The organism is Stenotrophomonas sp. YJH_SMC_106-19 (assembly GCF_059368375.1).
The window spans coordinates 229608-250411 of the sequence record NZ_JCAFRQ010000005.1; the positions used below are offsets into that span (position 1 = coordinate 229608).

A 20804-nucleotide genomic window follows, 5' to 3' on the forward strand; every position below is an offset into this window, starting at 1 on the left:
GTGCGTCAGAGGATCCCGATCCCCGCAGTGCCCAGTGCTTCGCGCACCATCCCGTCGTTGGCCTCGGTCACCGGCCGGGTCAGGTCCCAGAGGAATTTCACCCTGAAGCCGGACGTGGCTGCGTCCTGCGCGCTCCACAGCACGCAGTAGTCGCGGGCCAGGCCACAGACGTGCACCTCGTCGATGCCGCGCTCATGCAGCCAGCCGGCCAGGCCGGTGGCGGGGCGCCCGCCATCGGGACCGTGGTTCTCGCGGAAGGCGCTGTAGGAATCCACCTGCTGGCGGGTGCCCTTGCGCAGGATCAGGTCGGCCATGTTCCAGTCCACCTGCGGATGCAGGGCGGCACCGGCGCTGCCCTGCACGCAGTGGTCCGGCCACAGGGTCTGCGGTTGCGCATGCAGCAGGATCGTTTCGAACGGACGATGGCCGGGGTGCTGGCTGGCGAACGAAGCATGGTCCGCGGGATGCCAGTCCTGGGTGGCCACTACGGTGCGGTAGCGGCGCTGCGCCAGCAGCTGCGCGATCGGCGCGACCAGCGCATCGCCACGGTCGCAGGCCAGCGCGCCCCCGGGCATGAAGTCCGGCTGCAGATCGATCACCAGCAGGGCGACAGTGGCGGGCAGGGTGGGCATGGACGTTCCAGCGCGGCGGAAGAGGCGACCAGCGTGGCCGCCCCCTCGCCACACGTCAATCGCCCTGCGGCGTTTCGTTGTCCCGGCCGTAATACAGCAGCCCGATCCGGATCCGCTCGCGGCCGGTCTCCCGGCGGTGCCGGTTGGCATCGCGCAGCGAGTACACGCAGCCACAGTACTCCTGCTGGTAGAACCGCTCGCGCTTGCTGATCTCGATCATGCGGCTGGCACCACCGCCCTTGCGCCAGTTGTAATCCCAGTACTGCAGGCCCTCGTAGCGCGCCGCGGCGCGGATGCCGCAGTCATTGATCTGCGCCATGTTCTTCCAGCGCGAGATGCCCAGCGACGAGCTGATGGTGTCGTAGCCGTGCTCATGCGCGTACAGCGCCGTTCGCTCGAAGCGCATGTCGAAGCACATCGTGCAGCGGATGCCGCGCTCGGGTTCGTTCTCCATGCCGCGCGCGCGGCTGAACCAGTTGTCGGTGTCGTAGTCGCAGTCGATGAAGGGGACGCCATGCTGCTCGGCGAAGCGGATGTTCTCCTGCTTGCGGAGCTCGTATTCCTTCACCGGATGGATGTTGGGGTTGTAGAAGAAGATCGCGTAGTCGATCCCGGAGGCGGTGATCGCCTCCATCACTTCGCCGGAGCAGGGCGCACAGCACGAATGCAGCAGCAGGCGCTTGCCGTCGGCGGGCAGGGACAGGGTGGGGCGTTGGAGCTCGGTCATCATCAGGTACCGCACGGACCGCCGGCAACGGCGGCGGCCCGTGCATCGGGGTGGAGAGACAGGTCAGGCGACGCGGGCGTCGGTGTGCTCGGCACGCAGTTCCACTGCGGCGGCAACCAGTGCCTGCAGTGCAGCGCGGGTTTCCGGCCAGCCACGGGTCTTCAGCCCGCAGTCCGGGTTGACCCACAGCTGCTCCGGCTTCAGCACGGCCAGCGCCTTGCGCAGCAGGTCCACCATCTCCGCCTTGTCCGGCACGCGCGGGGAGTGGATGTCATACACGCCCGGGCCGATCTCATTGGGATAGTTGAACTTCACGAAGGCATCCAGCAGTTCCATGCGCGAGCGTGAGGTCTCGATCGAGATCACGTCCGCGTCCATCGCTGCGACCGAGTGGATGATGTCGTTGAACTCCGAATAGCACATGTGGGTGTGGATCTGGGTGGCATCGCGCACGCCGCTGGTACTGATGCGGAACGATTCCACCGCCCAGTCCAGGTAGGCGCGCCAGTGGGCGCGGCGCAACGGCAACCCCTCGCGGATGGCCGGCTCGTCCACCTGGATCACGCCGATGCCGGCTGCTTCCAGGTCCTGCACTTCGTCCCGCAGGGCCAGCGCGATCTGCCGGCAGGTCACATCGCGTTCCTGGTCGTCGCGCACGAACGACCACTGCAGTACCGTCACCGGACCGGTCAGCATGCCCTTCATCGGCTTGTCGGTGAGCGATTGCGCGTAACTGGACCAGCGCACCGTCATCGGCTGCGGGCGGCTGACGTCGCCGAAGATCACCGGCGGTTTGACGCAGCGCGAGCCATAGCTCTGCACCCAGCCGTTGCCGGTGAAGGCGAAGCCTTCCAGCTGCTCGCCGAAGTACTCGACCATGTCGTTGCGCTCGAATTCGCCGTGGACCAGCACGTCCAGGCCCAGCGCTTCCTGCACGCGTACCGCATGCGCGGTCTGCTGTTCCAGGAAGGCCTCGTACTCGGCCAGGCCCAGCTTGCCGGACTTGTGCCGGGCGCGTGCCTCGCGCACCTCCAGCGTCTGCGGGAAGGAACCGATCGTGGTGGTGGGCAGCAGCGGCAGCTGCAGCGCCGCATGCTGCGCGGCGCGGCGCTGTGGGTAGGCGGTGTGCCGCTGCGCATCGGCCACGGTCAGCGCGGCCAGGCGTGCGGCCACGGCCGGGTTGTGCACGCGTGGCGAGCGACGACGCCCCTCCAGCGCAGCGCGATTGGCAGCCAGGCCCGCTTCCGCATCCGCTGTGCCATCGAGCGCGTCGGCCAGCAGGCGCAGTTCCTGCAGCTTCTGCCGGGAGAACGCCAGCCAGCCCTTCAGTTCGTCATCAAGCTTCTTTTCCAGCGCAAGATCCACGGGCGTGTGCAGCAGGGAACAGGACGGTGCCAGCCAGAGCCGGTCGGCGCCGCGGTCCACCTGGGCAAACCGGGCCAGGATCAGTGCGTTGTCCAGATGGGTGCGCCAGATGTTGCGGCCGTTGACCAGGCCGGCCGACAGCACGCGCTCGGCCGGCAGCGCCTTCAACACGGCGTCCAGCTGCTCCGGCGCGCGCACCAAGTCCACGTGCAGTCCGTCCACCGGCAGGCCGGTGGCCAACGCCAGGTTGTCCTCGAGCGCACCGAAATAGGTCGCGACCAGCAGTTTCGGACGCCGTGCCGTGGCCAACCGGGCATAGGCGCGCTCATAGGCTGCCTGCGCATCGGCGTCGAGATCCTGCACCAGCAGCGGCTCATCCAGCTGCACCCAGTCGGCACCGGCGTCGGCCAGCTGGCCGAGCAGCTGCACATAGGCCGGCAGCAGCGCATCCAGCAGGTCCAGCGCGGCGCTGCCGTCGGTGGTCTTGGACAGCAGCAGGAAGCTCACCGGCCCCAGCAGCACCGGACGGGTGTGGATGCCCAGCGCCCTGGCCTCGTTGAACTCGGTCAGCGGCTTGTCACCGCGCAGGGCGAAGGCCTGGCCCGCGTGCAGTTCCGGCACCAGATAGTGATAGTTGGTGTCGAACCACTTGGTCATCTCCAGCGCGCGCAGGTCGATGCCATCGCGCTGCAGGCCACGGGCCGTGGCGAAGTAGGCGGCCAGTGGATCGTGCGCGGCCAGTTCGCGGTAGCGTTCGGGAATGGCATCGAACAGCCATGCGGTGTCGAGCACCTGGTCGTACAGGCTGAAGTCGTTGCTCGGCGGTACATCGACGCCGGCCTCGATCTGCAGCTGCCAGTGCCGGGCACGCAGCGCCGCGGCGGTGGCCTGCAGGGTGGCGGCGTCGTCCTCGCCGGCCCAGTGGCGTTCGAGCGCCCGCTTCAGTTCGCGCTTGGCGCCGATGCGGGGAAAGCCCAGGTTGGTAACAGTGGTCATTGCAGCGTGTCCTCATTGCATGTCGGCATTGAGGAACGAAGGAACCGCAGGACGACGCGTGCCGTTGCCGGCCCACGGGCGTCTTGCCAGCGACCTTCGCCCCCGCGGGCGAACCGGATGCCGTGAAAAGGACGCACGTGGCCGCGCACCCTGCAGGCGCAGGACGACGACGGCCCCGGCAACCTCCCCGCGGAGATTCCAGGTCGAGTCAGGGGACGGTCGTGTCCCCCGGCCGGGGCCGGTATTCGGGCTGTTGGACGCGGGCCGCAGCCCACCTACTACCTGCCGCTTCCCAGGCGCGAGCCCAGTGCTGTTGGCAGGATTCGTTTCCATTCACCGCTGCGGGGCAGCTCCGGAATGGGCGCGCGAAGCGCCTTCACCGGATTCCCGTTTAAATTCATCCCTTCATTCGTATGAAGAGATGAATACCTTCGGCGTGCACAAGGTAGGCCGGTTGGCAGCAATGGTCAAGGCCTGGCATCACACCACCGGGATGTGGCGCCTTTCTCAGGCAGTGAGAGGCCGGCTTGCGATACTGGCAACCGACGGACGGGAGGTGACGTGTGGCGGCGAAGTACTGCGATCTGGTCATGAAAGGTGGCATCACCAGCGGCATCGTGTACCCCAATGCGGTACTGGCGCTGGCGCGCGAGTATCGCTTCAAGAGCATCGGTGGCACCTCGGCAGGCGCCATCGCCGCCGCGGTGGCTGCGGCGGCGGCCTATGGTGATCGCCGCCAGCAGGCGGGCGAGCCGCTGCCCGGCGATGCCGGGTACGGTGGATTGTCGGCGGTGTCGGCGCAGCTGTCGCGGCGCGGGTTCATCTACGGTCTGTTCCAGCCGGCGCGCGGCGCGCGTGCAGCCTATCGGCTGCTGGTGGTGCTGACCGGCAATGCAGGCTGGCCCCGCAAGCTGCTGTGCCTGGCCATCGCCGTGTTCCAGATCGCGCCGCTGGAAGTGCTGGTGTCGCTGGCATTGCTGCTCGCGCTGGGCGCGTGGGGTGGCGGCTGGAGTGGAGTGGCGGCAACGTTGCTGCCGTCCCTGCTGTGCGCCTACGGCGCTGGCGTGGCCGGGGCCGCGCTGCGGGTCGCGCGGGTGGCACGACGCAATCTGCTGGGCCTGTGCAGCGGCCTCGGCAGCGACGCGCGCCGGCCGGCGCTGACGGAATGGCTGCACGGCTGCCTGCAGCAGCTGTCAGGCAAGCCGGCCGATGTGCCGCTCACCTTTGCCGACCTGCACGATGCGCCGCGCTATGCCGACGAGCCGGACAGCCCGCATGCCATCACCCTGCAGATGATCACCACCTGCGTATCGCACAACGAACCCCGCACGCTGCCGCTGGGCGGCGCGCAGTTCTGGTTCCTGCGCGAAGAGTTCGACCAGCTGTTCCCGGCCAGCGTGGTGCAGTGGCTGGTCAACCATGCGGGTCCGCCGCTGGGCGTGGATGGACGACTCTATTACCGCCTGCCGCAGGGGCCGCAGCTGCCGGTACTGGTGGCAACGCGGATGAGCCTGAGTTTCCCGTTGCTGATCAGCGCAGTGCCGCTGCATGAGCCCTCGCGCCGCGAGCGCCGCTGTGAGCCTGGGGCGACCGCCTCCGATCCGGAACACAACGTGGCCGACAGCATGGAGGGGCTGACCAGTGCCGGCCAGGCCTGCGGCCCGGTGATCACCGCCTTCCGGATCTGCTGGTTCTCCGATGGGGGCATCAGCAGCAACTTCCCGATCCATCTGTTCGACGCGGCGCTTCCGCGCTGGCCGACCTTCGCCATCAACCTGGTCTATCCGCAACATGCGGAGGAGGTCAGCTCCGGCGGCAATGCACGGCAGGCGCTGGAGCGATCGGTGTTCCTGCCCAGCGAAAACCGTCATGGCTGGCAACGCACCTACCAGTCCATCGCCGCACCGGTGGCCGCCGGCGAGCTCGGCCGTTTCCTGTTCGCGGTGGTGGCAACCATGCAGAACTGGCGCGACCTGCTGCAGGCGCGTGCTCCGGGCTATCGCGACCGCATCGTGCACGTGACCCTGCAGGGTGATGAGGGCGGCATGAACCTGGACATGCCGCAGGAGGTGCTGACCCGCATCGCCGACAAGGGCAGCCTGGCCGGTGCGCGCTTCTGCGCGTTCTCCTTCGAGAATCACTACTGGATCCGCTGGCGCAACCTGGCCTCGGCCTACCAGCGTTACACGCTGGAAGTGGCGCGTACCGACGATCCCGCGCAGCAGGTGCTGGCCTATCGGGCGGCGTACACGATGGTGGCTGCCGGCGTGCCGTCGCCACCGTCGTACAAGCTGGGCTCGGAGGACAAGCGGCTGGCGTCACAGCAGTTGTGGGGGCTGATGGTGGAGCAGGGCCGCAGCTGGGAGGATCTTGGCCCGGACCTCACCGACGGCGCACCACGGCCGCTGCCGCAGATGAAGGTGACGCCGATCTACTGACCGCTGCCGCAGCCGATTGAACTGTTCCGGCGGGTGCCGACCTTGGTCGGCACGATCTGATCCCTGCGGTGGCTCATCGCCAGCGTTCGTGTCGACCAAGGTCGACACCCACCAGGGCAATGCGTCGTTCTGACAGCTTGCGGAGATCTGTCGAAGGCGGGGTGGGTCCGGTTGCGGGGGCGTGAGCGCCATGGATGGCGCGACCGAGGCTACATGGACGTACTTGCGCCGTCCCCCGCAACCGGATCCGCCCCGCCATCCCGCGGAATGCCAGCTTTTGCCGTTGCCGTTGCTTCGGCCTGTGCAGGTGCAGGGCGCAGCCCTGCCGAACCAACCCTATCGCCCCGGCAGCTGCGCGAACGCGCGCTGCATGCAGTCCTCGCGTGGGCACACCCGGCAACCCGGGCCGATCGACACCGAATTGCCCGGGCTCTGTACATCCAGCCCCAGCGAATACACCAGCCGCTCGGCATGCTGCAGGTCGCAGCCCAGCGCTACTGCGAAGGTCTTGCGTGGTTGGCCGTGACCAACCGGGCCGCTGCTGACCTGCCGGGCCAGCCAGAAGTGGCGCCGCCCATCGGGCATGCGCGCGGTCTGGGTCAGGATGCGGCCGGGCTGGTTGAACGCCTCGTAGACGATCCACAGCGGGCATGAGCCACCCACCTGCGAGAAGTGGAAGTCGGTGGCCGAGTGACGCTTGGAGACGTTGCCGGCGCGGTCCACACGGATGAAGAAGAACGGCAGGCCGGGCGCGCTGCGGCGGGCCAGCGTGCTCAGCCGGTGGCAGACTGCTTCGAAGCCGACACCGAACTGGTGCGCCAGCAGCTCGATGTCGTAGCTGCTGGCTTCGGCCGCACGCAGGAAGCGCAGGTAGGGCATTACCAGGGCCCCGGCGAAATAGTTCGACAGGCCGATGCGCGCCTGCGCGATGCGCGCCTCGTCGCTGAATCCGGCGCGGGCAATCACCGCATCGATCTGCGGCAGGTAGCCGTGCAGTGCAAGTTCGGCGGCCATCTGGAAGGCCTGCTGGCCCGGCTCCAGGTAGTCCGGCAGCCACAGCCGGCGGGCACCGGCATCGTAGTGGCGCTTCTCGCGCCCGGCCTGCAAGGCAGTCACTTCCACCAGCACGCCGTGGCGATCGGCCAGCAACTGGCGCAGGCGCGGGGCGACGTGCCCCGGCGACAGTCCCCATTCGGCGAACAACTGCTCGGCCAGCTCATCCAGCTCCGGGATGTGGTTGTGCATGCGGTTGAAGAACTCGCGCACCTGGTCGCCCGCCGGCAGGGTGCTGCCGGCACCGGGTTCGCCCAGCTGGAACTCCAGTGCGGCGGCATGTTCCCGCAACGCCAGGTGGCGGCGATGCAGGTCCAGCAGCGCCCGGCTCACCTGCGGCAGGTTGCCGGCCAGTGCCCGCAGCTCGGTGGCACTGACGTCGGCCAGCCCCAGGTCCCGCAGGGTTTCGGCCAATGATTCCTGCAATGCCGCGGGTTCATCCTCGTCGAACAGGGCGGAAACGTCGCCCAACACCTCCCCCAGCTTCTTCTGCACGGCGGGCGTCAACGGGCGCTTGTTGCGCTCGATCTGGTTCAGGTAGCTGGCAGACAGGCCCAGGGCGCGGGCCAGGTCGATCTGGCTGTAGCCGCGCTGCTCGCGCAGGCGCAGCAGGCGCAGGCCCAGCTGGCGCTGTGAAGACGGCAGATTCACAGAATTAACAGGAATCGTGAGGGGTGTTGGCCAGATTAAGCGGATTCAGGCCGGAAATCGAGGCGGCGGCTGTGAATAATGCCAAGCATCTTTCGCACCCCTGGATGTCGTCATGACTGTTGCAGCGCCCCGTATCCGCATGCTGATCGATGGCCAGTTCGTCGAATCGGCGACCTCCCACTGGCAGGACGTGATCAACCCGGCCACCCAGGACGTGCTGGCCCAGGTCCCGTTCGCCACCACCGCTGAAGTGGACGCTGCCGTGGCCGCCGCCAAGGAAGCGTTCAAGACCTGGCGCAAGACCCCGATCGGCACCCGTGCGCGCATCTTCCTGAAGTACCAGCAGCTGATCCGCGAGAACATGAGCGAGCTGGCGCACATCCTCACCGCCGAACAGGGCAAGACCCTGCCGGATGCCGAAGGCGATGTGTTCCGCGGCCTGGAAGTGGTCGAGCACGCCGCCGCCATCGGCAACCTGCAGCTGGGCGAGCTGGCCAACAACGTGGCCAATGGCGTGGATACCTACACGATCATGCAGCCGCTGGGCGTGTGCGCCGGCATCACCCCGTTCAACTTCCCGGCGATGATTCCGCTGTGGATGTTCCCGATGGCCATCGCCACCGGCAACACCTTCATTCTCAAGCCGTCCGAGCAGGACCCGATGGTCACCATGCGCCTGGTTGAACTTGCGCTGGAAGCCGGCATTCCGAAGGGCGTGCTGAATGTGGTCCACGGTGGCGAGGAAGTGGTCAACGCGATCTGCGACCACCCGGACATCAAGGCGGTCTCCTTCGTGGGTTCCACCCGCGTGGGTACCCACGTGTACAACCGTGCGTCGCTGGCCGGCAAGCGCGTGCAGTGCATGATGGGCGCCAAGAACCACGCCGTGGTGCTGCCGGACGCCAACAAGGAGCAGACCCTCAATGCGATGGTCGGTGCCGCCTTCGGTGCCGCCGGCCAGCGCTGCATGGCGGCCTCTACGCTGGTGCTGGTGGGTGAAGCGCGCGGCTGGGTGCAGGATCTGGTGGCCAAGGCCAAGACCCTGAAGGTCAGCGGTGGCACCGTGTCCGGTACCGATGTCGGCCCGGTGATTTCCTGCAGCGCGCGCGAGCGCGTGGAAGGCCTGATCGCCTCGGGCGTGGAGCAGGGCGCGCAGCTGGTGCTCGATGGCCGCAATCCGCAGGTCGATGGCTTCGAGAAGGGCAACTTCGTCGGCCCGACCATCTTTGCCGGTGTCACCACCGACATGCGCATCTACCAGGAAGAAATCTTCGGGCCGGTGCTGGTGATCCTGGAAGCGGAAACGCTGGAAGACGCCATCGCGATGGTCAACAGCAACCCGAACGGCAACGGCACCGCACTGTTCACCCAGTCCGGCGCCGCCGCGCGCAGGTTCCAGGAAGACATCGACGTCGGCCAGGTCGGCATCAACGTGCCGATCCCGGTGCCGGTGCCGCTGTTCTCCTTCACCGGTTCGCGCGCCTCCAAGCTGGGTGACCTGGGCCCGTACGGCAAGCAGGTGGTGCTGTTCTACACCCAGACCAAGACCGTCACCGCGCGCTGGTTCGATGACGAGACGCTGAGCCACGGCGTCAACACCACGATCAGCCTGAAGTAACGGCAGGAGCAGCCATGAGCCACTCGATGACGACGGAACTGGAAGAAGCGCAGCAGGCCTACCGCGAGGCCGCCCGCGACTTCGCACTGGCCGAACTGGCGCCGCACGCCGCGCGATGGGATGCGGAGGGCATCTTTCCGCGCGAGGCGATCGCCAAGGCCGGAGAACTGGGCTTCTGCGGTCTGTACATGGACCCGGAAGTGGGTGGCAGCGGCCTGAGCCGGCTGGACGCCGCCGTCGTCATCGAGGAGCTCGCCAGTGTCGACCCCTCGACGGCGGCCTACATCAGCATCCACAACATGGCCTCGTGGATGGTGTCCAAGTGGGGTCAGCCGGCACTGCGCGACGCGTGGGGCAACGATCTGGCGGCGGGCATCAAGCTGGCCTCGTACTGCCTGACCGAACCGGGCGCCGGTTCCGATGCCGCCTCGCTGAAAACCACCGCCGTGCGCGATGGCGACCACTTCGTGCTGAACGGCGCCAAGGCCTTCATCTCCGGCGCCGGCGCCACCGAACTGCTGGTGGTGATGGCGCGCACCGGCGGTGCCGGTGCCGGCGGCGTCAGCGCCATCGCGGTGCCGTCGGACCTGCCGGGCATCAGCTTCGGCCGCAAGGAAGAGAAGATGGGCTGGAACAGCCAGCCCACCCGTGGCATCACCTTCGAGAACGTCCGCGTGCCGGTCAGCCACCTTCTGGGAGAGGAAGGCGGTGGCTTCAAGCTGGCGATGAAGGGACTCGATGGCGGCCGCATCAACATCGCCGCCTGTTCGCTGGGTGCCGCGCAGGGCGCGCTGGATGCCGCACGCCGCTACATGGGCGAGCGTCGCCAGTTCGGCAAGGCGCTGGCCGAGTTCCAGGCACTGCAGTTCAAGCTGGCCGACATGGTCACCCAGCTGGTGGCCGCCCGGCAGATGGTGCATACCGCCGCGCGCAAGCTCGATGCCGGCGCCAGCGACGCCAACGTGTGGTGCGCAATGGCCAAGCGCTTCGCCACCGATGCCGGTTTCACTGTCTGCAACGAAGCGCTGCAGATCCACGGCGGCTACGGCTACATCCGCGAATACCCGATCGAACGCCTGCTGCGTGACTGCCGCGTGCACCAGATCCTGGAAGGCACCAACGAGATCATGCGGGTGATCGTTGCCCGTCACCTGCTCAACACCGAAGAGGAACTGCGATGAAGGATTGGCGTACCCAGGAGCACGTGGGCCTGAAGGTCGAGGCCGATGGCCACACCGCCGTGGTCACCCTGCACAACCCGCCGGCGCATACCTGGACCGTGCACAGCCTGTCCGCGCTGCGCGACCTGGTGGCTGCGCTCAATGCGGACCGCGACATCTACGCGCTGGTGATCACCGGTGATGGCGAGAAGTTCTTCTCCGCCGGCGCGGATCTGAACCAGTTCGCCTCCGGCGACAAGGCCGCCGCGCGCGAGGCCGCACGCCGCTTCGGCGAAGCCTTCGAGGCGCTGTCCGGCTTCCGCGGCGTGTCGATCGCCGCAATCAACGGCTATGCGATGGGCGGCGGGCTGGAATGCGCGCTGGCCTGCGACCTGCGCATCATCGAAGACCACGCCCAGGTCGCGCTGCCGGAGGCCACCGTCGGCCTGCTGCCGTGCGCCGGTGGTACCCAGAACCTGCCACGGCTGGTGGGCGAGGGCTGGGCCAAGCGCATGATCCTGCTGGGCGAGCGCATCAATGCCGAGACCGCGCTGCGCATCGGCCTGGCCGAGGAGAAGGTCGGCAAGGGCGAGTCCAAGGCGCTGGCGCTGGAATGGGCGAAGAAGGCCGGCAAGCAGAGCCCGACCAGCATCGCGGCCTGCAAGACGCTGGTGCAGTCCACCCGCACCGGCACCCACGCCTCGGCGCTGGTGGCCGAACGCGAGGCCTTCGTCGATCTGTTCGATACCGCCGACCAGGTCGAGGGCGTGAACGCCTTCCTGGAAAAGCGCGCCGCGCAGTGGAAGAACGCATGACCACGGTCGCCGACGAAGCGCCGGTCCTGTTCGAAGAGCGCGTGGCCGGCAATGGCGCGCGCATCGGCATCGCCACGCTGAACGCGCCGCGCACGCTCAATGGCTTCTCGCTGCCGATGGCGCACCTGCTGCTGAAGCAGCTCAATGCCTGGGCCGACGACGACGGCATTGCGATGGTGGTGCTGCAGGGCGCCGGTGAAAAGGCGTTCTGCGCCGGCGGTGACCTGCACAGCCTGTACCAGAGCATGCGTGCATTCCGCGAGGCCGGCCGCAGCGATATCCGCGACAACGACTACGCGGCCGAGTTCTTCGACGTCGAGTACCGCGTGGATTACCTCATCCACACCTATGCCAAGCCGATCCTGTGCTGGGGCCATGGCATCGTCATGGGAGGGGGCATCGGCCTGATGTCCGGTGCCAGCCACCGCGTGGTCAGCGAGCGCTCCAAGCTCGCGTTCCCGGAGATCACCGTCGGTCTGTTCCCGGACGTGGGTGGCAGCTGGCTGCTGCCGCGCGTGCCGGGCAAGGGTGGCCTGTTCCTGGCCTTGACCGGTGCACTGCTCAACCCGGGCGATGCGATCTATGCCGGCCTGGCCGACGTGCACGTGGCCGAAGCGCGCCGCAGCGATGTGTTCGATGCACTGCTGCAGGTGGCCTGGTCGCGCGACGCCGCGAGCAACCACGAGCGCCTGGGCCACCTGCTGCAATCGTATGCCAGCGATGCCGCGACCGGTCCGCTGCTGGCCAACGCGGCGAAGGTCGACGCACTGTGCGACGGCGATGACCTCGATGCCATCGTCGAAGGCATCGCCCACCTGCAGACCGAGGATGCCTGGCTGCAGGCCGCCCAGAAGACCCTCGCGGCCGGCGCGCCCGGTTCGGCGCGGCTGGCGTTCGAGCTGCAGCGCCGCAGTGCGGGCCAGGACCTGGCTGCGGTCTACCGCCTGGAGTACATCGTCGCCCTGCACTGCGCCGCCCACGGCGATTTCGCCGAAGGCATCCGTGCGCTGCTGATCGACAAGGACCGCACGCCGTCGTGGAACCCGGCCACGCTGGCCGAAGCCAGCGCCCTGTGGGCCGATACGTTCTTCGCTTCGCCCTGGGCCGATGCCGCGCATCCGCTGGCCGACCTGGGTACCCCTGCCGCTGAAAGGAGCCTGGCATGAGCCGCATTGCATTCATTGGGTTGGGCAACATGGGTGGCCCGATGGCCGCCAATCTGGTCAAGAACGGCCACACCGTGCGCGTGTTCGATCTGGTGCCGGCCGCCGTGCAGGCCGCCGTCGACGCCGGTGCCGGTGCCGCGTCCTCAGCACGTGACACCCTGGCCGACGCCGAGGTGGTGATCTCGATGCTGCCGGCCAGTCGCCACGTCGAAGGCCTGTACCTCGGCGATGACGGCATTCTCGCCGCGATTCCGGCCGGGGCGCTGGTCATCGACTGCAGCACGATCGCTCCGGCCAGCGCCCGCAAGGTGTCCGAAGCGGCGGCCGCACGCGGCCTGCAGATGATCGATGCGCCGGTTTCCGGCGGCACGGCCGGTGCCCAGGCCGGCACCCTCACCTTCATCGTCGGTGGTGAAGAGGATGCACTGGAGCGTGCGCGCCCGGTGCTGCAGGCGATGGGCAGGAACATCTTCCACGTTGGCGCCAGTGGTGCCGGCCAGGTGGCCAAGCTGTGCAACAACATGGCGCTGGGCGTGATCATGGCCGTCACCGGCGAGGCCATCGCACTGGGCGTGGCGCACGGTCTGGACCCGAAGGTGCTGTCGCAGATGATGGCGGTGAGCACCGGCCGCAGCTGGGCCACCGAAGTGTGCAATCCGTGGCCGGGCGTGCTGGAGAATGCGCCGGCCTCGCGTGGCTACAGCGGCGGCTTCGGCAGCGACCTGATGCTCAAGGACATGGGCCTGGCAGTGGAAGCGGCGATGAGTGTCGGCGCCTCGATCCCGCTGGGTGAAGTGGCCCGCAACCTGTATTCGATGAATCACCAGGCTGGGCGCGGCAAGCTGGATTTCTCCAGCGTGGTACAGCTCATCACCAGCGAGAAGTAAGCGAATGCGTCCCCGGCCGCGTGCCGGGGCCCACCCGGGGTGGGATGGGCGGATGCCTGGTTTCGACCGGCATCCGCCCATTTTTTTTGCGCTTGGAGCCCCGGGGTCAGAGCCCTTTGCCGTTGCAAAGGGATCCGACCCCGGCCCCATCAGGCGACGATCAGCGTCACGTCGATGTTGCCGCGGGTGGCATTCGAGTACGGGCACACGATGTGCGCCTTCTGCACAAGCGCTTCAACCTGCTCGCGCGGCACGCCCGGCACGTTGATGGTCAGCTCGGCCTCGATGCCGAAGCCGGTCGGGATCTGGCCGATGCCCACCTTGCCGGTCACGGTGGTGTCGGCCGGCAGCGCGACCTTGGCCTGGCCGGCCACGAACTTCAGCGCGCCCAGGAAGCAGGCCGAGTAGCCGGCGGCGAACAGCTGCTCCGGGTTGGTGCCCGGGCCGCCCGCGCCGCCCAGCTCGCGCGGGGTCGACAGCTGGATGTCGAGCACGTTGTCGGAGGAGACGGAACGGCCTTCGCGGCCGCCGGTGGAGGTCGCCTGGGCGGTGTACAGAACCTTTTCGATGGACATCGGGATGCTCCTGGTCAGTGGGTGGTAGTGCGTTGGAGCCTACTTTGCCCGCTTTCCAAGGACGATGGGTGACAGACCGTCCGAGAAATTTGATCGATCGTCCTGTCGGTCTAGATCGTCCATTCCCGATCGGTGGTGAACATGATGGTCAGCCAGCGGTCCGGCGAGGCTTCGCCCAGTGCATCGCCGATCTCGTCACGCAGCTGGTCCCACTCCCGCAGGGGCCGCGGCGGATCATCGGCCGGGACCACGAAGAACAGCTCGATCTGCTCGCCACGTCCCACCTGCGCCACATAGCTTCGGTGTTCGACGAAGCCATGCCTGGCGACGATCGTGCGCGCCACTGCGTCCACGTGGGCCTGCAGCTCCGGCGGGGTCACCAGCAGGATGCCGGCCAATGCCCGCCGTACCGTGCCCAGCGGCGCGATCATCACCAGTACGCAGACGAAGGCGAGGATGGCCGGATCGATGTACGGCCCGATCCAGTCCCACGCGGTGCCACGCACCAGCGCGCCGCCCAGGAAGGCGACCAGATAACAGGCCGACATGCTGGCCGCGATCATCCAGTTCTTCGCGTCCAGCGCGATGAACTCCGACCCGATGCGGCGGTTGGCGCGCAGCACGAACACGCCCAGCGCTGCCTCGGCCAGCAGGGACAGCGCGGCGAAGATCATCGCCGGCCCCAGCGCGATGTGGCGGCCGCCGGACATCAGCGCGTCCACGGCATTGACCAGTGCATACAGCGCCGCACCGATCATCAGCGTGCCGCTCACGCCCAGCACGATCGGTTCCAGGTGCCAGAAGCCCATGGTGAAGCGCTGGTTGAGGCGCGACTGCAGCGCATCGGTGTTGGTCGACAGCGCGATCAGGCGCGCGACCAGCAGCGACAGCCAGGTCATCACCACATCGATCAGCCCGTAGATGCCATCGAAGATGATGAGCGAGGAATTGGCCAGCAGGCCGAACACCACAGCAGTCAGCGCCAGCAGCAACGCACCGGCAATCGACAGGCGCAGCACCCCCTGTTCGGTGGTGGGGTCGAAGAAGTGGGGGCGATCGGTAGCCATGACCCGATTGTAGAGCGGAGCCATGCTCCGCTGCGTCTGGCGGCCGACCGCGCTACCTTCATGCAGCCGCTTCCCGTAGACTGCGCCCCTCCCACGTACCGACACCCGCCTGCAGTGATCACGCCACCCTGACCCTTGCCGCACATCGGCAGCCGGCCCGCCCGGCTCAGGAACCCGTGTCTTTCCACTGCAGCGCCATGCGGCCACGCCCGCCTGCGCGCGGAGCTTTCCCATGCAAACGTCCTATCCCCTGCGCCAGCAATGGCTCGGCAACGTCCGTGGCGACCTGTTGTCCGGCATCGTCGTCGCCCTGGCCCTGATTCCCGAGGCCATCGCGTTCTCGCTCATTGCCGGCGTCGACCCCAAGGTCGGCCTGTACGCCGCCTTCTCCATCGCCGTCATCACCGCCATCGCGGGTGGCCGCCCTGGCATGATCTCTGCTGCCACTGGCGCGATGGCGCTGGTGATGGTCGACCTGGTGAAGGATCACGGCCTGCAGTACCTGTTCGCCGCCAGCATCCTGGCCGGCTTGCTGCAGGTGCTGGCAGGCGTGTTCAAACTGGGCTCGCTGATGCGCTTCGTCTCGCGCTCGGTCATCACCGGCTTCGTCAATGCGCTGGCGATCCTGATCTTCCTGGCGCAGATGCCGGAACTGATCGGCCGCGGCCCTACGGTCTACGTGCTGTGCGCGGCGGCGCTGGCCATCATCTATCTGCTGCCGCGCCTCACCCGCGCCGTGCCCTCGCCGCTGGTGGCCATCGTGCTGCTCACTGCGGTGGTGATCGGCTTCGGTATCGACGTGCGCAGTGTTGGCGACATGGGCCAGTTGCCCGACAGCCTGCCGCATTTCCTGCTGCCTGATGTCCCGCTCAGCTGGGAGACGCTGCGCATCCTGCTGCCGGTGTCGGCCACGCTGGCCGTGGTCGGCCTGCTCGAATCGATGATGACCCTGCAGATCGTCGAGGACATCACCGAGACACCCAGCGAGCGCAATCGCGAATGCATCGGCCAGGGCGTGGCGAATACGGTAACCGGCTTTCTCGGCGGCATGGCCGGCTGCGCGATGATCGGCCAGTCGGTCATCAACGTGACCTCCGGTGGCCGTGGCCGCCTGTCGTGCCTGGTGGCTGGCGTGCTGCTGCTGGTACTGGTGGTGTACGGCAGCGACCTGGTGCGGCAGATCCCGATGGCCGCCCTGGTGGCGGTGATGATCATGGTCAGCATCGGCACCTTCAGCTGGCGCTCGCTGCGCGACCTGCGCACGCACCCGCGCAGTTCCTCGGCCGTGATGTTGCTGACCGTGGTGGTTACCGTGGCCACCCACGACCTGGCCAAGGGCGTGCTCAGCGGCGTGCTGCTGTCGGCGTTGTTCTTCGCGCGCAAAGTAGGCCGCTTGCTGGAGGTGCAGCGCGACGATGCCCATGAGACGCAGGTCTATCGCGTGCGCGGGCAGGTGTTCTTTGCCTCGGCGGGGCAGTTGGGCGCAGCGTTCGACTATCAGCATGTGGCGCCGAAGGTGCAGATTGATCTGCGCGATGCCCACCTGTGGGATCTGACCGCCGTGGCCGCGCTGGAGCGCGCGCAGGAAAAGTTGGCCGCGCACGGAGCAGAGGTAACCGTGGTGGGGCTCAATGCGGCCAGCCAGACGCTGATCGAGCAGGTGGGTGGCGCACGCGGCGGGCACTGATCGCGTAGGGCATGCTGGTGGCGCCGGGCCATGCCCGGCCGCCAGCCGGAACCGGGCCCAACCGGCGCTCGCCGCGCGGCTGACCGGGCGCATTCAGCCACCCGGTGTAAACTATTGATCTCACTGGCAATGCCGGTCTCCACGATCAACGCCCCGATGACGTCCGCCACCGCCCGTTACGCCGAATCCCTGCGCCTGTCCGTCGCCCCGATGATGGACTGGACGGACCGCCATTGCCGCGTGTTCCATCGCGTGCTGGCTCCCGGGGCGCGGCTGTACACGGAGATGGTGCACGCCAACGCGGTCATCCATGGTGACCGCGAGCGCCTGCTCGGCTTCGACCGCAGCGAACAGCCGCTGGCCCTGCAGCTGGGTGGCAGCGATCCGGCCCTGCTGGCGCAGGCCGCGCGCATCGCCGCGGACTGGGGCTACGACGAGGTCAACCTCAACTGCGGCTGCCCGTCCGATCGCGTGCAGGCGGGCCGCTTCGGTGCCTGCCTGATGCGCGAGCCGGTGCTGGTGGCCGAATGCGTGGCCGCGATGGTCGATGCGGTCGACATCCCGGTGACGGTGAAGTGCCGTCTGGGCGTGGATGAGGACAACGAGTACGAGGCGTTCGCCAGCTTCGTCGATCGCCAGGTCGCTGCCGGTGCAGCAATGGTGGTGGTGCACGCGCGCAATGCCTGGCTGAAGGGCCTGTCGCCCAAGGAGAACCGTGAGGTTCCGCCGCTGAAGTACGACTGGGCCTACCGCCTGAAGCAGGAGCGGCCTGCGCTGCCGGTGGTGCTCAACGGTGGCCTGGCCAGCATGGAAGCCGTGCAGGCCCAGGCCGGCCATGTCGATGGCGTGATGCTGGGCCGGGCCGCGTACCACGATCCCTATCTGCTGCATCAGCTGGAAGCGCTGCACACCGGTACGCCGCTGCGGTCGCGCGCGGACCTGCTGCGCGCGCTGCGCCCGTATGTCGAGGCCCGTCTGGGCGAGGGCATGGCCCTGAAGCACATCACCCGTCACCTGCTCGGCCTGTTCCATGGGCAGCCCGGTGGGCGCGCGTTCCGCCAGGTATTGAGCGAGGGTGCGCACCGTCCAGGCGCCGACTGGACATTGGTCGAACAGGCCCTTGCCGTCACCGAGCGCGACGCTGACCGTGCCGCTGCGTGACGTACGTCACATTCCTGACTTGACAATGCCGGCCGATTCGTCCCGAATGTTCACTTAGATGAACAAACCTGCGGTTCGCCCGGAAAAGTTCAGATCGGATTCACTGCCCCAAACCAAGAATTTGCAAAGGAATTGTAAAGACCGGGTCCCGCACCCGGTTCCCGGATTTACGACTTTTGAACGAATCGCCGTGCTCGGCTAGGATCGCATCGATGTCTTCCGCTCCCCTCCATTGCCGCATTGCCCTGGCCACCTGCGTGGTGCTGGCGGCTGCGCCGCTGTCGTCGGCAATGGCACAGCAGCCCCCGCGTGCGGAACACGGCCGGGCGGAGATGATGGAGCGGAGCGAGCGGGGTGGCCGTGGCGACGAGCGCTCGCTGTCCGATGCCGTGCGCCGCGTGCAGCGCACCACCGGTGGCCACATCCTGGGCGCCGAACGGGTGCCGTTCGATGGTCGTGACATCAACCGGGTCAAGTACATGGACGACCGGGGCCGGGTCCGCTACATGGACGACCCCGCCCCGTCGCGTTCACAGCCGCGCACGCCGCGGTCGGATATGTCTTCACTACGCGGCGATAACCCCTGAACAGGGATAGTTGTCGCTATCAACCCGTACCCCACTGGCCTCCGGGCCACACCCAGGACACTAGGGAGAGTTCATGCGTATCCTTCTGGTCGAAGACGAAGCCCCGCTGCGTGAGACCCTGGCAGCCCGGCTCAAGCGCGAAGGCTTTGCCGTCGATGCTGCGCAGGACGGCGAGGAAGGCCTCTACATGGGGCGCGAAGTCCCGTTCGACGTCGGCATCATCGACCTCGGCCTGCCCAAGATGTCGGGCATGGAGCTGATCAAGGCGCTGCGTGACGAGGGCAAGAAGTTCCCGGTGCTGATCCTGACCGCGCGGTCGAGCTGGCAGGACAAGGTCGAGGGCCTGAAGCAGGGCGCCGACGATTACCTGGTCAAGCCGTTCCACGTCGAAGAGCTGCTGGCCCGCGTCAACGCGCTGCTGCGCCGCGCCGCCGGCTGGAGCAAGCCGACGCTGGAATGCGGCCCGGTCGCACTGGATCTTGCCGCGCAGACGGTCAGCGTTTCCGGCAGCAATGTCGACCTGACCAGCTACGAGTACAAGGTGCTGGAGTACCTGATGATGCATGCGGGTGAACTGGTCTCCAAGGCCGACCTCACCGAGCACATCTACCAGCAGGACTTCGACCGCGACTCGAACGTGCTGGAAGTGTTCATCGGTCGCCTGCGCAAGAAGCTGGACCCGGACGGCGAACTGAAGCCGATCGAGACCGTGCGCGGCCGCGGCTACCGTTTCGCGATCCCGCGCAACGAGGGCTGAGCCGGCTCACCCTGGCGATTGCACGATGTCCGGCCGTCTGTGGTTCTTCCGACGCTGGCGGCCGCGCTCCCTGCAGGCGCGCCAGCTGTTCGCCGCGTCCGTGGGCCTGGTCGCGTTCCTCGCCCTGGCCGGTTACGCGCTGGACGCCGCCTTCGCCGATACGGCGAAGGCCAACCTGCGTGAGCGCCTGAAGAACTACGCCACCGCCTATGCGGCCGGCATCGACTTCACCCGCGACCGTTCGCTGTACATCCGCGAGCAGCCACCGGACCCGCGCTTCGACGTGCCCGGCAGCGGTCTCTACCTGCAGGTGGTGATGCCGGACGGCAAGGGCAATTCAATGTCGGCCGAAGGCCCGATGCTGCCCACCGTCGGCGGCGGCCTGCTTGCGCCACGCCAGGAGGTGTTCGAAGGCCCGCTGCCGATGATCCAGATCGACGGCAGCCAGGGCTCGGTGTACCGCTACGGCCTGGGCCTGGTGTGGGACGCCGATGCCGATCCCGCCACCGAGTTCCCGTACACCATCTACGTGATGGAAGACTCGCGCGCGCTCGGTGCGCAGCTGCGGGTGTTCCGCAGCCGTGTCTGGTTCTACCTGGGTGGCATCGGCCTGATCCTGCTGCTGCTGCAGACGGTCATCCTGCAGTGGAGCCTGCGTCCGCTGCGTCGCGTGATCACCGAGCTGACCAAGGTGCAGCGCGGCGAGACCGAGCGCATGAGCGAGCGCCACCCACGCGAGCTGGAGCCGCTGACCGACAGCATCAATGCCTTCATCGAGAGTGAGCGCGAGAACCTCGAACGCCAGCGCAACACCCTGGCGGATCTTGCGCACAGCCTGAAAACGCCGATCGCGGTGCTGCGCACGCAGATGGACAGCGGTGCCGGTGATGGCGCGCTGCGCGAAGAGCTGGACGTGCAGCTGCAACGCATGAACAACCTGGTGTCCTATCAGCTGGCGCGCGCTGCGTCGTCGGGCCACAAGCTGTTCTCCGCACCGTTGCCGATCGAGTCCAACGCCGAAGAGATCGTGCGGGGCCTGGAAAAGGTCTATGCCGCCAAGGGCGTGCTGTGCGAATTCGACATCGATCCGGCCGCGCGCTTCCATGGCGAGCCGGGTGACCTGCAGGAACTGCTGGGCAATCTGCTGGAAAACGCCTTCAAGTGGGCCAAGCGCCGTGTCCTGCTGACCGCGCAGCCCCTGCCGGCACCGAATGCACGCCGCGCCGGCCTGCTGCTGGCCGTGGACGACGACGGCCCCGGTATCGCGCCGGACGATATCGGCAAGGTGCTGCAGCGTGGCGTACGTGGCGACGAACGCGTGCAGGGCCACGGCATCGGCCTGTCGATCGTGCAGGACCTGATCAAGGATTACCGCGGCGAACTGGCGGTCGGCCGTTCCAGCGAACTGGAAGGCGCCCGCTTCGAAGTGCGTCTGCCGCCGGGCCCGTAGGGCGGGCCTGCT

The 20804-nt window shown here is 67.6% G+C and carries 17 protein-coding genes and 1 riboswitch; of the genes, 11 read left to right on the top strand and 6 right to left on the bottom strand.

Translation table 11 applies throughout. The features are described from left to right. Nucleotides 1–5: 5 nt before the first annotated feature. From pncA to metE, 3 genes are read right to left on the bottom strand one after another with little or no spacing between them, the layout of a single operon-like run. The gene (pncA, locus tag AC5P5M_RS15230) at nucleotides 6–632 is read right to left on the bottom strand and encodes a bifunctional nicotinamidase/pyrazinamidase (RefSeq protein WP_065174191.1); all 627 of its coding nucleotides are present in this window, start codon (nucleotides 630–632) and stop codon (nucleotides 6–8) included. A 55-nt stretch (nucleotides 633–687) separates the two neighbouring features. After that, nucleotides 688–1362, bottom strand: a complete 675-nt coding sequence (locus AC5P5M_RS15235) for an epoxyqueuosine reductase QueH (protein ID WP_476342798.1) — start codon at nucleotides 1360–1362, stop codon at nucleotides 688–690. Nucleotides 1363–1422: 60 nt separating this feature from the next. Then, a complete protein-coding gene (gene metE / locus AC5P5M_RS15240) occupies nucleotides 1423–3720 on the bottom strand; it encodes a 5-methyltetrahydropteroyltriglutamate--homocysteine S-methyltransferase (protein ID WP_495206106.1) in 2298 nt (765 codons plus the stop codon). A 219-nt stretch (nucleotides 3721–3939) separates the two neighbouring features. Then, a riboswitch (cobalamin riboswitch) is annotated at nucleotides 3940–4169 on the bottom strand. Nucleotides 4170–4310: 141 nt separating this feature from the next. Here metE and AC5P5M_RS15245 point away from each other — a divergent pair. Further along, nucleotides 4311–6158: a patatin-like phospholipase family protein gene (locus AC5P5M_RS15245; RefSeq protein WP_164972340.1), complete on the top strand. Its 1848-nt coding sequence runs from the start codon at nucleotides 4311–4313 to the stop codon at nucleotides 6156–6158. 336 nt (nucleotides 6159–6494) lie between these two features. Here the strand turns inward: AC5P5M_RS15245 and AC5P5M_RS15250 are convergent, their stop codons facing one another. Then, complete coding sequence (locus AC5P5M_RS15250; protein ID WP_495206125.1) at nucleotides 6495–7856, bottom strand: helix-turn-helix domain-containing protein; 1362 nt, start codon at nucleotides 7854–7856, stop codon at nucleotides 6495–6497. Nucleotides 7857–7974: 118 nt separating this feature from the next. Here AC5P5M_RS15250 and AC5P5M_RS15255 point away from each other — a divergent pair, with 118 nt between their 5' ends. Genes AC5P5M_RS15255 through mmsB form a run of 5 tightly spaced genes read left to right on the top strand, consistent with a single transcriptional unit; the run spans nucleotide 7975 to nucleotide 13508 of the window. Then, nucleotides 7975–9480: a CoA-acylating methylmalonate-semialdehyde dehydrogenase gene (locus AC5P5M_RS15255; protein ID WP_053520140.1), complete on the top strand. Its 1506-nt coding sequence runs from the start codon at nucleotides 7975–7977 to the stop codon at nucleotides 9478–9480. Between the two features lie 26 nt (nucleotides 9481–9506). Then, nucleotides 9507–10661, top strand: a complete 1155-nt coding sequence (locus tag AC5P5M_RS15260; protein ID WP_440210885.1) for an acyl-CoA dehydrogenase family protein — start codon at nucleotides 9507–9509, stop codon at nucleotides 10659–10661. Then, on the top strand, nucleotides 10658–11455 hold the full coding sequence (locus AC5P5M_RS15265) for an enoyl-CoA hydratase (RefSeq protein WP_053520138.1): 798 nt from the start codon (nucleotides 10658–10660) through the stop codon (nucleotides 11453–11455). The genes AC5P5M_RS15260 and AC5P5M_RS15265 overlap by 4 nt, the downstream gene beginning before the upstream one ends. Beyond that, complete coding sequence (locus AC5P5M_RS15270) at nucleotides 11452–12621, top strand: enoyl-CoA hydratase/isomerase family protein (protein ID WP_065174195.1); 1170 nt, start codon at nucleotides 11452–11454, stop codon at nucleotides 12619–12621. The genes AC5P5M_RS15265 and AC5P5M_RS15270 overlap by 4 nt, the downstream gene beginning before the upstream one ends. Next, a complete protein-coding gene (mmsB, locus tag AC5P5M_RS15275; RefSeq protein WP_065174196.1) occupies nucleotides 12618–13508 on the top strand; it encodes a 3-hydroxyisobutyrate dehydrogenase in 891 nt (296 codons plus the stop codon). Before AC5P5M_RS15270 ends, mmsB begins: the two co-directional genes overlap by 4 nt. Before the next feature lie 149 nt (nucleotides 13509–13657). Here mmsB and AC5P5M_RS15280 read toward each other — a convergent pair whose 3' ends face one another. Together AC5P5M_RS15280 and AC5P5M_RS15285 are read right to left on the bottom strand one after the other, a co-directional pair. Continuing rightward, a complete protein-coding gene (locus AC5P5M_RS15280) occupies nucleotides 13658–14083 on the bottom strand; it encodes an organic hydroperoxide resistance protein (RefSeq protein WP_049464150.1) in 426 nt (141 codons plus the stop codon). A gap of 110 nt (nucleotides 14084–14193) precedes the next feature. Then, nucleotides 14194–15174, bottom strand: a complete 981-nt coding sequence (locus tag AC5P5M_RS15285) for a cation diffusion facilitator family transporter (RefSeq protein WP_053520135.1) — start codon at nucleotides 15172–15174, stop codon at nucleotides 14194–14196. Nucleotides 15175–15382: 208 nt separating this feature from the next. Between AC5P5M_RS15285 and AC5P5M_RS15290 the strand changes: the two genes are divergently transcribed. The 5 genes from AC5P5M_RS15290 to AC5P5M_RS15310 all read left to right on the top strand — a co-directional run bounded on the left by AC5P5M_RS15290 (nucleotide 15383) and on the right by AC5P5M_RS15310 (nucleotide 20792). Then, entirely contained in the window at nucleotides 15383–16837 is a 1455-nt protein-coding gene (locus AC5P5M_RS15290) for a SulP family inorganic anion transporter (protein ID WP_495206107.1), read from the top strand. Nucleotides 16838–16966: 129 nt separating this feature from the next. Further along, nucleotides 16967–17998 (top strand): tRNA dihydrouridine(20/20a) synthase DusA, encoded by a 1032-nt coding sequence (dusA, locus tag AC5P5M_RS15295; RefSeq protein WP_495206108.1) that lies wholly within the window; start codon nucleotides 16967–16969, stop codon nucleotides 17996–17998. 212 nt (nucleotides 17999–18210) lie between these two features. Continuing rightward, on the top strand, nucleotides 18211–18585 hold the full coding sequence (locus AC5P5M_RS15300; RefSeq protein WP_053520383.1) for a hypothetical protein: 375 nt from the start codon (nucleotides 18211–18213) through the stop codon (nucleotides 18583–18585). Between the two features lie 73 nt (nucleotides 18586–18658). Beyond that, nucleotides 18659–19342: a response regulator transcription factor gene (locus AC5P5M_RS15305; protein ID WP_053520384.1), complete on the top strand. Its 684-nt coding sequence runs from the start codon at nucleotides 18659–18661 to the stop codon at nucleotides 19340–19342. A gap of 25 nt (nucleotides 19343–19367) precedes the next feature. After that, nucleotides 19368–20792, top strand: a complete 1425-nt coding sequence (locus tag AC5P5M_RS15310; RefSeq protein ID WP_065174201.1) for an ATP-binding protein — start codon at nucleotides 19368–19370, stop codon at nucleotides 20790–20792. Nucleotides 20793–20804: the final 12 nt, after the last annotated feature.